Origin of the sequence: Shinella sp. S4-D37 (genome assembly GCF_040812195.1) — a bacterium.
Taxonomy (GTDB): domain Bacteria; phylum Pseudomonadota; class Alphaproteobacteria; order Rhizobiales; family Rhizobiaceae; genus Shinella.
The window spans coordinates 4,022,403-4,034,729 of record NZ_JBFNXL010000005.1; the positions used below are offsets into that span (position 1 = coordinate 4,022,403).

Annotated in this window: 10 protein-coding genes and 1 tRNA gene; 5 read left to right on the forward strand and 6 right to left on the reverse strand. The window is 65.7% G+C overall.

The window, feature by feature from the left end:
* The first annotated feature begins 131 nt into the window (after positions 1-131).
* Together AB3G45_RS27185 and AB3G45_RS27190 are read left to right on the forward strand one after the other, a co-directional pair.
* Positions 132-1,292, forward strand: a complete 1,161-nt coding sequence (locus tag AB3G45_RS27185; RefSeq protein WP_367833487.1) for a M20 aminoacylase family protein — start codon at positions 132-134, stop codon at positions 1,290-1,292.
* A gap of 46 nt (positions 1,293-1,338) precedes the next feature.
* Positions 1,339-1,415: transfer RNA gene (locus AB3G45_RS27190), tRNA-Arg, on the forward strand.
* Positions 1,416-1,665: 250 nt separating this feature from the next.
* On the opposite strand, the gene AB3G45_RS27195 is transcribed toward AB3G45_RS27190, so the two are convergent.
* Both AB3G45_RS27195 and AB3G45_RS27200 read right to left on the reverse strand, forming a co-directional pair.
* On the reverse strand, positions 1,666-2,046 hold the full coding sequence (locus AB3G45_RS27195; protein ID WP_367833488.1) for a CAP-Gly domain protein: 381 nt from the start codon (positions 2,044-2,046) through the stop codon (positions 1,666-1,668).
* Between the two features lie 28 nt (positions 2,047-2,074).
* Positions 2,075-2,794 carry an META domain-containing protein gene (locus AB3G45_RS27200; RefSeq protein ID WP_367833489.1) on the reverse strand — a complete coding sequence of 240 codons (720 nt, stop codon included), beginning with the start codon at positions 2,792-2,794 and terminating at the stop codon, positions 2,075-2,077.
* A gap of 189 nt (positions 2,795-2,983) precedes the next feature.
* Here AB3G45_RS27200 and dxr point away from each other — a divergent pair, with 189 nt between their 5' ends.
* Complete coding sequence (gene dxr / locus AB3G45_RS27205; protein ID WP_367833490.1) at positions 2,984-4,159, forward strand: 1-deoxy-D-xylulose-5-phosphate reductoisomerase; 1,176 nt, start codon at positions 2,984-2,986, stop codon at positions 4,157-4,159.
* A gap of 20 nt (positions 4,160-4,179) precedes the next feature.
* Here the strand turns inward: dxr and hemA are convergent, their stop codons facing one another.
* The 4 genes from hemA to AB3G45_RS27225 form a co-directional block, all read right to left on the reverse strand.
* A complete protein-coding gene (gene hemA, locus AB3G45_RS27210) occupies positions 4,180-5,394 on the reverse strand; it encodes a 5-aminolevulinate synthase (RefSeq protein ID WP_367833491.1) in 1,215 nt (404 codons plus the stop codon).
* Between the two features lie 241 nt (positions 5,395-5,635).
* Positions 5,636-6,433, reverse strand: coding sequence for a xanthine dehydrogenase family protein subunit M (locus AB3G45_RS27215; RefSeq protein ID WP_367833492.1), 798 nt, complete (start codon positions 6,431-6,433; stop codon positions 5,636-5,638).
* A gap of 11 nt (positions 6,434-6,444) precedes the next feature.
* Positions 6,445-8,793, reverse strand: coding sequence for a xanthine dehydrogenase family protein molybdopterin-binding subunit (locus AB3G45_RS27220; protein WP_367833493.1), 2,349 nt, complete (start codon positions 8,791-8,793; stop codon positions 6,445-6,447).
* Positions 8,794-8,902: 109 nt separating this feature from the next.
* Entirely contained in the window at positions 8,903-9,394 is a 492-nt protein-coding gene (locus AB3G45_RS27225; protein ID WP_367833494.1) for a (2Fe-2S)-binding protein, read from the reverse strand.
* Between the two features lie 463 nt (positions 9,395-9,857).
* Between AB3G45_RS27225 and AB3G45_RS27230 the strand changes: the two genes are divergently transcribed.
* Together AB3G45_RS27230 and AB3G45_RS27235 are read left to right on the forward strand one after the other, a co-directional pair.
* The gene (locus AB3G45_RS27230; protein WP_064331830.1) at positions 9,858-10,121 is read left to right on the forward strand and encodes a YMGG-like glycine zipper-containing protein; all 264 of its coding nucleotides are present in this window, start codon (positions 9,858-9,860) and stop codon (positions 10,119-10,121) included.
* Positions 10,122-10,388: 267 nt separating this feature from the next.
* Positions 10,389-12,314 (forward strand): autotransporter assembly complex family protein, encoded by a 1,926-nt coding sequence (locus AB3G45_RS27235; RefSeq protein ID WP_367833495.1) that lies wholly within the window; start codon positions 10,389-10,391, stop codon positions 12,312-12,314.
* Positions 12,315-12,327 lie beyond the last annotated feature (13 nt).

Below are 12,327 nucleotides of genomic sequence, written 5' to 3' on the forward strand. Positions count from 1 at the left end.
CTGCAAGGCTGTGTCCTCGAAATCGGGAGTTGTCTCGAACCGTCGCCCTATTTAACCTATATGGCACCGTGATGGCAAAGCCATCGAATGCAGATGGTCCGTTTTGCGGCCGAAATGACAGGAAGTGTTGCATGCCCATCCTCAACCGCGCCGCACAGATGCAGGATGAAATCGCCGAATGGCGCAGGCACCTCCACCGGCAGCCGGAAATCCTCTTCGCGGTGGAGAAGACCGCCGCCTTCGTGGCCGAGAAGCTGCGCGAGTTCGGCGTCGACGACGTCGTCACCGGCATCGGCCGCACCGGCGTCGTCGGCCTCATCCGCGGCACGGGCGCGGGCCGCACGATCGGCCTTCGTGCCGACATGGACGCGCTGCCCATCGAGGAGACGAGCGGCAGGCCCTGGGCCTCGACCGTCAAGGGCAGGATGCATGCCTGCGGCCATGACGGCCACACGGCCATGCTGCTCGGCGCGGCGAAATATCTCGCAGAGACGCGCAATTTCTCCGGCAATGTCGCGGTGATCTTCCAGCCGGCCGAAGAGGGCGGCGGCGGCGGCAACGAGATGGTCAAGGACGGCATGATGGAGCGCTTCGGGATATCCGAGGTCTACGGCATGCACAACCTTCCAGGCATGCCGGTCGGCTCTTTCGGCACGCGCCCCGGGCCGATCATGGCGGCAACCGACGAGTTCACCATCACGGTGACAGGTCGTGGCGGCCATGCCGCGCTGCCGCACAAGACGGTCGATCCGATCGTCATCGGCGCACAGGTGGTTTCGGCGCTGCAGACGATCGTCTCGCGCGTTGCCGATCCGATCGCCTCCCTCGTCGTCTCCGTCACCAAGTTCAACGCCGGTTTCGCCCATAACGTCATCCCCGAGACGGCGCAGCTTGCCGGCACGGTGCGCACCCTCAGCGCCGAGATGCGCGAGGAGGCCGAGGCCCGCATCCGCCAGATCTGCGGCGGCCTTGCCGCCGCGCACGGCGCCGAGATCACGGTCGGCTATCATCGCAACTACCCCGTCACCGCCAATCACCCCGAGGAGACCGGCCACGCCGTCGCCGTGGCGCGCGAGATCGCCGGCGAGGCGGCGGTCGATGCGGCGCTCGACCCGATGATGGGCGGCGAGGACTTTTCCTACATGATGCTCGCCCGCCCCGGCGCCTTCGTCTTCCTCGGCAACGGCGACAGTGCGGGCCTCCACCACCCGGCCTACGATTTCAACGACGATGCGATACCCCATGGAGTGAGCTATTGGGTCAAGCTCGCCGAAAGCCGCCTTCCCGCCTGAAAATCGCTTGGCTAAAAGCCCCGGCTTTTGTATGGGTGCAGTCAGTGGTCCCGTAGCTCAGCAGGATAGAGCACCAGATTCCTAATCTGGGGGTCCCGCGTTCGAATCGCGGCGGGATCACCACTTGCTCCTGAACCCTCTTTCTTGTCGTGCGCCCTGGCCTTCCCGTTCGGGCGAGGCTCTCAATTTGCCTGGCACTCGACGAGGTCTGCGGGTGTGACGATGCAGTTTGCCGTGCGGTCGGTTGCGCAGGCGCCGAGCGAGGCGAGGATGGCAAGGAGAAGGATGGGGCGCATGGGCTCTCCGTCGGACGGGTTTTGTCTGCGCTTGCCTGTCGATGCGGCGGCTTGCCGCCGCGCCCCCAAAGGAAATGTCAGACGTCTTCCTTCTCGCGCTCCGGCATGGCGATGCGGGGCTTCGGGCGGACGGAGGGGATGGTGGAGGGTTTGGCGACGACCTTCGGCTGCGGGGCCTTGATGCCGAGCATGCTGCGGATCCGGTCGCTGACCAGCGGGCGGAAGCGGGTGGCGCGGAAGGGCATGTCGTCGGCGCCGTAGCCTTCCGGGCCGTCGTCCTTGCCGCGGTAGATCTCCACCAGCTTGATGCCGTAGAAGTCGCCGTCGACATAGTGGCGGTAATGGCCGGTCCAGCGGACGGTGTAGACCTGTCCCTTGCGGATGCCCTGGTCGATCGAGACGTTCTTGAAGCGGTCGTTGATGCAGACGACCTTCTGTCCGACGCGGAACGTGGGCATGCGATGTCCCCCTCCAGTGGCCGCCGGCTCAGCCGGTCTTGCGGCAGTTGACGCCCGGCGCGTTCTCGCCGCCCTTGGTCAGGTCGTAGAGCGTCGCCTCGTCGCCCTTCGTCCACCATTCATAGCGGCCGCCGGCATATTTGGCGCCCGAGGCCGACAGCACGTTGGCGGCGATGACCGTCTCCTCGCCGATCTTCAAGACGGCGAGCGCATTGCTGCCGGCATTGATATATTCGACGACGACGCGCTGCTCGGCGTCGCACTGGTAGTTGATCGTTTCGCGCGCCACGCTCTGTTCCGGGCCCGGCAGGCGGATGACGATGTCGGTGTTGTTCTTGAGGCCGGCAAGGCGGATCGCGGGGGCGCCTTCCTTGCCCGTCAGGTGCAGGATGCCGTTCTCGAGCTTCCAGGAGGTGACGGTGCCGAGCGCATCGAAGAACTTCTGCTCCTGGTCCATGATGGCCGGCGCGCACATCTTGCGCGTGGCGGCGGCGGGGGCGAAGGCGATGTTGCCGTTCTGCACCTTCAGCTTGCCGCGATAGGTGTTGCAGCCGCCATTGCCGCCATAGGACCCGTCCGGCTTGACCTCCAGCGTCGTCTGCAGGTCGTCGATCACACCGTCGCCGCCGATGTCCTCGGCCAGCCAGGTGCCGCTAAGACCGCCCGGGACCGGCTCCTCGGCATAGGCCGGAGCTGCCGCCGCGAAGGCGAGGCAGGCGAGGGTCCATACTCTCAGGCGTCGGTACACAGATTTCTCCAATCGCGTCGGGGCGGAAGACCGCTTTGCCGGGACGTTATGGCCGTCCGGGCGAAAAGGTCAAGCGCGGGTTTGCGAAGACGGGTGCAGCCTTCGCTTTACAGTATTTCCATGACTTGTTGCAGGCGTCTTTCGCCTGTAGAGCCTTTTGTCGATAACAAGAAAATCGCGGACTTCACCATGGCTCCCGACGCGCGGCAAAAGCGCCGTATCACCATTCTCGGCTCGACAGGCTCCATCGGCACCAGCACGCTCGACGTGGTGCGCCAGCTTGGCGGGCAGGAGCGCTACGAGGTCCTGGCGCTGACCGGCAACGGCAATGTCGATCTTCTCGCCGCGCAGGCGAAGGATTGCGGGGCGCGGATGGCGGTGACGGCGGACGAGAGCCGCTACGGCGCGCTGAAAGACGCGCTTGCCGGCAGCGGCATCGAAGCGGCAGCCGGACGCTCGGCGCTGCTGGATGCGGCTTCCGGCGAGGCGGACTGGGTGATGGCGGCGATCGTCGGCACGGCGGGTCTTGCACCGACGCTGGCGGCGGCGAAGCGGGGCGCGGATATCGCGCTCGCCAACAAGGAATGCCTCGTCTCGGCCGGCGATCTCTTCGTCGAGGCCGTTGCGAAGGGCGGCGGGCGGCTCATTCCCGTCGACAGCGAGCACAGCGCGATCTTCCAGGCGCTGGAGGACGACCAGCGCCACGCGGTCGAGCGTATCGTGCTGACGGCCTCGGGCGGGCCCTTCCGCACCTGGAGCCGCGAACAGATGGCGGGCGTCACCGCCGATATCGCCCGCGCCCATCCCAACTGGTCGATGGGGCTGAAGATCTCGATCGGCAGCGCCTCCATGTTCAACAAGGCGCTGGAGATGATCGAGGCGAAGCACCTCTTCGACGTCAGGCCGGAGCAGATCGAAGTGGTGGTGCATCCGCAGTCGATTATCCATTCGATGGTCGGCTATGTCGACGGGTCGGTGCTGGCGCAGCTCGGCGCGCCCGACATGCGCACGGCGATCGGCTATGCGCTGACGTATCCCGAGCGCTCGCCGCTCGATGTCGATCGGCTGGATTTCGCAAAACTGTCGCGGCTCGATTTCGAGGCGCCGGACGAGGAGCGCTTCCCCGCGCTGAGGCTGGCCCGCACGGCGCTCACGCGCGGCGGCCTGCAGGGGGCGGTGATGAATGCGGCCGAAGAGGTGGCGTTCCATGCCTTTGTCGCGGGGCGCATCGGTTTCCTCGCGATGGCCGATATCGCCGAGGCGGTGATGGACCGGCTCACCCACCTGCCGCCGGCCGCGTCCATGGACGATGTCTTCGCCGCGGACGAAGAAGCCCGGCGGGTGGCCGCCGGGCTCGTCGGATAGTTCTCGCTTGCGCCGTGCCGTCAGGCGACGGCGCGGGCGAGCGCACAGCGCGACCAGAGCGAATGCAGGGCGCCGACGAGGTGCTCGATATCCGCATCCGAATGCAGCGGCGTCGGCGTGATGCGCAGGCGCTCGGTCTTCTTCGGCACGGTCGGATAGTTGATCGGCTGGACATAGATGCCGAAATTGTCGAGCAGCAGGTCCGAGATCCACTTGCACTTGGCCGCATCGCCCACCATCACCGGCACGATATGGCTCGGATTGGGCATGTGCGGGATGCCGTTGCGGTCGAGCAGGCCGCGCAGCTTGCGCACGCGCTCCTGGTGGGCGAAGCGCTCCACCTGGCTTTCCTTGAGATGGCGGATGGCCGCGGCCGCGCCGGCGGCGATCGCCGGCGGCAGCGAGGTCGTGAAGATGAAGCCGGAGGCGAAGGAGCGCACGAAGTCGCAGAGCGCCGCCGAGCCGGTGATATAGCCGCCCATGACGCCGAAGGCCTTGCCGAGCGTGCCCTCGATGAGGGTGAGGCGATGCATCAGGCCTTCGCGCTCGGCGATGCCGCCGCCGCGCGGGCCGTACATGCCGACGGCGTGCACTTCGTCGAGATAGGTCATCGCGCCGTATTTGTCGGCGAGATCGCAGATCTCCTTGATGGGGGCGATGTCGCCGTCCATGGAGTAGACCGATTCGAAGGCGATCAGCTTCGGCGCCTTCGGGTCGGCGGCGGAAAGCTTGGCTTCCAGATCCTTCAGGTCGTTGTGCTTGAAGATCACCCGCTCGCATTTCGAGTGGCGGATGCCCTCGATCATCGAGGCGTGGTTGCCGGCGTCGGAGAAACAGATGATGCCGGGAATCTTCGAACAGAGCGTGCTGAGCGCGGCCCAGTTGGACACGTAGCCCGAGGTGAAGAGCAGCGCGGATTCCTTGCCGTGCAGGTCGGCGAGTTCGCGCTCCAGGAGGACGTGGTAATGGTTGGTGCCGGAGATGTTGCGGGTGCCGCCGGCACCGGCGCCACAGTGGTCGATGGCGAGCTTCATCGCCTCGGTCACCTTGGGATGCTGGCCCATGCCGAGATAGTCGTTCGAGCACCAGACCGTGACGTCCTGCGGCCCGTTCGCCGTGTGGCGGGTCGCCTTGGGGAAATTGCCCTTCTGGCGTTCCAGGTCGGCGAAAACGCGGTAGCGGCCTTCCTGATGCAGGCCGTCCAGTTCGTTCTTGAAGTAGGTCTCGAAGTCCATCCAGAGTCTCCTGTCCGGCGGAAACCCGGACATCATCGTCGTTGGCGGTCGTTCAATCGGCTATATCAGACGCCCTGTTCCCGCAACGTCCCGTGCTGCGGCAAATCGGCGCCACCTTTGAACCATTCCAATGTATCTTAAGCCCCAAAAGGCCATTCCCTGTTGATGCATGTCAAGTCTGCATGAAAAAAGGACGGCCTCAACCGCCCTTTTAATCGAACTGTTTCAGTTTTTCGAGGGGTCAGGCGGCGGCGACGGCCCGCTTGGCCATGACTTTCACGAGATTGGCGCGGTATTCCGCGCTGCCGTGGATATCGGAAAGCAGGTCGCCGGCATCGACGGACACGCCTGCCGCGGCATTGGCCGACCAGTCGGCGGCAAGCGCGCTTTCCAGCCCCGCATGGCGAAAGACGCCGTCAGAGCCGGCGCCCGTCACCGCCACCCGCACGCTGCCGTCGCCCGCCTTCGCCACGAAGACGCCGGCCATGGCATAGCGCGAGGCCGGGTTGGGGAATTTGGAATAGGCAGCCCTTGCCGGTGCGTCGAAGGTCACCGCCACGACGATCTCGCCGTCCTCCAGCGCCGTCTCGAAGAGGCCGGTGAAGAAGTCGTCGGCGGGGATCTCCCGGGCATTGGTGACGATCGTCGCACCCAGCGCCAGCATGGCGGAAGGGTAGTCGGCGGCAGGGTCGTTGTTGGCGATGGAGCCGCCGATCGTGCCCATGTGCCGCACATGCGGGTCGCCGATATGGGAGGCGAGGTGGCAGATCGCCGGGCAGGCCGCCTTCAGCTCCGCCGAGGTCGACACCTCGTAATGCGTTGTGCCGGCGCCGATGCGCACCCGGCTGCCGTTGACGGAGATGCCCTTGAGGTCGGCTATGTGGCGCAGGTCGACGAGGTCGGACGGCGCCGCCAGCCGTTGCTTCATGGTGGGAATCAGCGTCATGCCGCCGGAGACGTATTTCGCCTCGCCGGAAGACGACTGCAGCTTGACGGCCTCGTCGACCGAGGAGGCTCGATGGTAGTTCGTGGCGTACATGGCTTCCTCCGTCAGTTGCCGGCTGCCAGCGCCGCCCAGACCTTCTGGGGCGTCGCGGGCATGGTGAGGTCGTTGTTGCCGATGGCGTCGGTGATGGCGTTCATCAGCGCCGGGGGCGAGCCGATGGCGCCCGCCTCGCCGCAGCCCTTGATGCCGAGCGGGTTGTTCGGGCAGGGCGTCACCTGGTGGGAGACCTGGAAGGAGGGCAGGTCGTCGGCGCGCGGCATGGTGTAGTCCATGTAGCTTGCCGTCAGAAGCTGGCCCGTCTCCGGATCGTAGTGCACGCCCTCCAGCAGCGCCTGGCCGATGCCCTGGGCGATGCCGCCATGCACCTGGCCCTCGACGATCATCGGGTTGATGATGTTGCCGAAATCGTCGGCGGCGACGAACTGGACGATCGTCGTCTTGCCGGTTTCGGGGTCGACCTCGACTTCCGCGATGTAGCAGCCGGCGGGGAAGGTGAAGTTGGACGGGTCGTAGAAGGCGCCTTCCTTCAGGCCCGGCTCCATGCCGGAGGGCAGGTTGTGCGCCGTATAGGCGGCCAGCGCCATCTGGAACCACGGCACCGATTTGTCGGTTCCGGCGACCTTCAGCGCGCCGTTCTCGATGACGATGTCGCTCTCGTCGGCCTCCATCAGGTGGGCGGCGATCTTCCTGGCCTTCGCCTCCACCTTGTCGAGCGCCTTGACGACGGCGGACATGCCGACGGCGCCCGAGCGCGAGCCGTAGGTGCCCATGCCCATCTGCACCTTGTCGGTGTCGCCGTGCACGATGGAGACGCTGTCGATCGGCACGCCGAAGCGGTCGGCGACGAGCTGGGCGAAGGTCGTCTCGTGGCCCTGGCCGTGGCTGTGCGAGCCGGTCAGCACCTCGATCGTGCCGACGGCGTTGACGCGCACCTCGGCCGATTCCCAGAGGCCCACGCCGGCGCCGAGCGAGCCGACCGCCGCCGACGGCGCGATGCCGCAGGCCTCGATATAGCAGCTCATGCCGATGCCACGCTTCATGCCGCGGCCTGCGGCCTCCGCCTTGCGGGCGGGAAAGCCGTTCCAGTCGGCGGCCGCCATGGCCGCTTCCAGCGAGGCCTCGTAGTCGCCCGCGTCATAGTTCATGATGACGGGCGTCTGGTGGGGGAAGGAGCGGATGAAGTTGATGCGGCGAAGCTCCGCCGGCGAGACGCCGAGTTCGCGCGCCGCCGTCTCCATGGTGCGTTCGAGGAGATAGGTCGCTTCCGGCCGGCCGGCGCCGCGATAGGCGTCGACGGCGACGGTGTTGGTGTAGACCGCACGCACATTGGCGTGGATGGCCGGGAAATCGTACTGGCCGGAAAGCAGCGTGGCATAAAGATAGGTCGGCACGGCCGAGGAGAACAGCGACATGTAGGCGCCGAAATTGGCGATCGTGTCGACCTTCAGGGCCGTGACGCGGTTGTTTGCGTCGAAGGCCATCTTGACGGTCGAGACATGGTCGCGGCCGTGCGCGTCGGTCAGGAAGGCCTCGGTGCGGTCGCTCGTCCATTTCACCGGCACGCCCGAGCGCTTGGAGGCCCACAGACAGACGATCTCCTCCGGGTAGATGTAGATCTTCGAGCCGAAGCCGCCGCCGACGTCGGGCGCGATGACGCGCAGCTTGTTTTCCGGCGCCACATTGTAGAAGGCGCTCATGACGAGGCGCGCGACATGCGGGTTCTGGCTCGTCGTGTAGCAGGTGTAGTGGTCCTCGGCCGAATCGTAGATGCCGAGCGCGCCGCGCGGCTCCATCGGGTTCGGCGCGAGCCGGTTGTTGACGATCTTCATCTCCGTGACATGGGCGGCCGCGGCGATGGCGGCATCGGTCGCGGCGCCGTCGCCGATCTCCCAGTCATAGATGAGGTTGCCGGGGGCTTCCGGGTGAAGCTGCGGCTGGCCGGCTTCCAGCGCCTTCACCGCGTCGGTGACGGCAGGCAGCACCTCGTAATCGACCACCACGGCCTCGGCCGCGTCGCGCGCCTCGCCCACGCTGTCGGCGACAACCACCGCGACGGCATCGCCGACATAGCGCACCGTCTCGTGCGCGATCGGCCGCCAGGCGCCCATCTTCATCGGCGAACCGTCCTTGGAATGGATCATCCAGCCGCAGATCAGGTTGCCGATGCCGTCGTCGAGCATCTGCTTGCCGTTGAGCACGGCGATGACGCCGGGCATGTCCTCCGCTGCCGCCGTATCGATGTTCTTGATCTTCGCATGCGCATGCGGCGAGCGCACGAAGGCCGCATAGCGCATGCCCGGCACGGACATGTCGTCCGTGTAGCGGCCCTGGCCCATGAGAAACCGCTTGTCTTCCTTTCGCGCGACGCGCGCGCCGATGCCTTCGACACCCATCTTCATCTCCTCCAGAGAAGTGAGGCAGCAGGCGTTGGCCAATAGGCGTTCGGGATTTCACCGTCGCGCAATTGGCCGCCCTATTGGCTACTGCCTTATTGCCTAACGCCTATTCCGCCGCCTGCCGGCCTGCCGCGCCCATTTCCTCGGCGGCGGCCAGGATGGCCTTGACGATGTTGTGATAGCCGGTGCATCGACAGATATTGCCTTCGAGATTGTCGCGCACCGTCTTCTCGTCCAGCTTGGCGCCGTAGCGGTCGATCATGTCGACCGCGGTCATTACCATGCCGGGCGTGCAGAAGCCGCATTGCAGGCCGTGATTGGCCTTGAAGGCGGCCTGGACGGGATGCAGCTCGCCGTTCGCGGCAAGACCCTCGATGGTGAGAATCTCGGCGCCGGCGGCCTGGGCCGCCAGGATCGAACAGCTCTTCACCGCCTTGCCGTCCATGTGCACGACACAGGCCCCGCACTGGGAGGTATCGCAGCCGACATGGGTTCCGGTGAGACTGAGCTGGTCGCGGATGAAGTGGACGAGCAGCGTGCGGTCCTCGCACTCGCGGCTCACCTTCCTGCCATTGACGGTCATTGCCACTTTCGCCATGCGTTCCTCCCTGGCGGTTCATTGTCCGCTGGGGCGATCGATCCGACATCACATGCAGCTGGCGTCCTCACGACGCGGGCCTGGGATCAAACGACACCAGCATTCTGTTCGCGTGCACTGCATATTCGTAGCGGGATGCCGCCGGCCGTTCCTCCGACCGCCGGCGCGGCATCAACAGTCATATCATTTGATGTTTTGCGGCGGCGATCAACCGGTACTTTCAGGCGAGCGCGAAATTTCTCGTGACCGGTCGAGGTGTCGGGGCCTATCAAACGAAGCGGAAGCGAGATTTATTCGCGCCCCAAAAAAATAGTTCAATGCCATGGACTTCCCGATTTCCAGCTATATTTTCGATCCCGGACAAACCTCACCGTTGAAGACGGCCGCGGTATGTTGCCTGAGTAGAAGGGGATAGGGCGGACCCGGCAAACGCGGCCGCCGCTCAACTTTGGAGAACATCTTCATGAAAAAAGTCATTGCGCTCGTTCTGGTCGGTCTGGCCGTGGCCAGCTGCACGCAGACGGAAAAGGGTGCGGGTATCGGCGCCGTCTCCGGCGCGATCATCGGTGGCGCCGTCACGGGCAACGTTCGCGGTGCGGCCGTCGGCGCGGCTATCGGCGGCGTTTCGGGCGCCGTCATCGGCTCCGTCTCGGAACAGCCGGGCCAGTGCTACTATCGCGACCGCTACGGCCGCCGCTATATCGACCGTTGCCCCTCGGGTTACTGAAACCCGCACCATGCAACCTATGCGAAGCCCTGGAGTCTCTCCGGGGCTTTTGCTTTCAGGACTGTGATGTAAAATCACCGTTCCAGCGCTTCAAATCTTGTTCCCATCCGTGTAAAACCGCCGTTAACACTACGGAAAACCTAACGCGTTAGGGTCTTTTCCTGCCTGAAAGCTCCGTATGAGACGGGGCGCCCGAAGTCTGTGACGGAAGCTGTCGGTTTGCCGCGCGCACCGCACCTGAAGGAGAAAGGCGACGGATAGCTGCGGATGCGGGATAAAGTGAACCGGCCGGAAAAGAGTTTTGCGTTTCTGAGAGCTGGCACCGCGCTTGCGGTCGCGGCTGCCTTGGTGTGCGGCCCCCTGTCCGCCGCGCCGGCCTTCGCCTTCGAGATCTTCGGCATGAAGTTCTTCGAGGACGACGAGGAGGCCGCCGCCGCCGTCATCGATCCCGTCAACTATACGCTGACGCTCGATCCCGGCACGGACGACGCGGACCTCAAGGAAGCGATCGAGAACACCGCCCGCCTCAAACAGGACGAGGGCACGCCGGTCTCCGGCGATCTCGGCCTCGTCATCAAGGCGCGCGACGACCGCGACCGCATCCTCGCCGCGCTCTACGAGAAGGCGCGCTACGGCGGCGTGGTGACCGTGACGATCGGCGGGCAGAACCTCGATTCGCTGCCGCCCAATCCCGAGTTCAACCAGAGCGGCGCCATTCCGGTGACGATCAGCGTCGAGCCCGGCCCGGCCTTCACCTTCGGCGAAGTCGCCTTTTCCGGTGACGCGGAGGGGCGCAATCCGGCCGACTACGGGCTGGTGCCCGGCGCGCGGGCCGATTCCACTCTCATCCTGAAGGCCGGCGAGAAGGTCGTCGTCGACCTCAAGGCCGAGGGCCGGCCGCTGGCAAGGCTCACCGAGCGCAATGCGACGGCGGACCACAAGACGCAGACCGTCGACGTGGTGATCGCCGCCGAGGGCGGGCCGGTCGCGCCCGTCGGTGCGGTCGGCGTTTCCGGCACCAAGACCGTCGATCCGGCCTTCGTGCAGCGCTATTCGCGCATCAATGCCGGCCAGCCCTATTCGCCGGAAGCGCTGAGCAAGGCGGCCGAACGGCTGCGCACGCTCGGCGTCTTCTCCAGCGTGACGATCCGCGAGGCCGACAAGCTGGCGCCGGACGGTTCGCTGCCGATGACCATCGAGGTCTCGGAAGGCAAGCACCGCTATTTCGGCGTCGGCGCGCAATATTCCAATACGGACGGCCTCGGCCTGCAGGGCTACTGGGGCCACCGCAATCTTTTCGGCCAGGCCGAATCGCTGCGGGTGGAGGGATCGGTCAACCGGATCGGCGAGTCGGATATCGGCAATCTCGACTATTCGGCCGGCATCCTCTTCTCCAAGCCCGGCGCGTTCGGCCCGGCCTCGACCTTCAATGCCAGCCTCAAGGCCTCGATCGTCGATCCCGACGCCTACAAGGCGTTCACCACCACGGCGGCTGCCGGCGTCAGCATCGAGCTCTCCGACAGGGACACGGTCGGCGCGGGCGGCGAGGTCATGTGGAGCAAGGTCGAGGACGCCTTCGGCAAGAACGATTATCTCACCGTCGCCATCCCGATCGAATATGTGCGCGACACGCGCGACGACAAGCTGAACCCGACGGAAGGCTATCGCGCGATGATCAATGCCAAGCCGAGCTACGAGATCGAGCGCGGCACTTTCTTCTCCAGCTTCGAGGGCGCGATCACCGGCTACCAGGCCTTCGGCGAGGAAAAGCGCTTCGTCTTGGCCGGGAAGCTCGCCGCCGGCACGATCATCGGCGGCGACGAGCTGTCCGACATTCCCGCGACGCGCCGCTTCTTCCTCGGCGGCGGGGGCACGGTGCGCGGCTATGGCTACCAGGAGATCTCTCCGCGCGACGGCCGCAACAAGCTGCTCGGCGGCCGCTCCTATGTCGCGGCCACGGCAGAGGCGCGCATCGGCGTCACCGAAACGATCGGCGTCGTGCCCTTCATCGATGTCGGCACGGTCTCGACAGACGAAGTGCCCGATTTCAAGGATATCCGGGCCGGGGCAGGCATCGGCCTGCGCTATGCGACGCCGTTCGGCCCGCTTCGCCTCGACGTCGCGGTGCCGCTGAAGAAATATCCCGGTGGAACGTCCTTCGGGGTCTATGCCGGCATCGGCCAGTCCTTCTGACTATCGCCCCAAT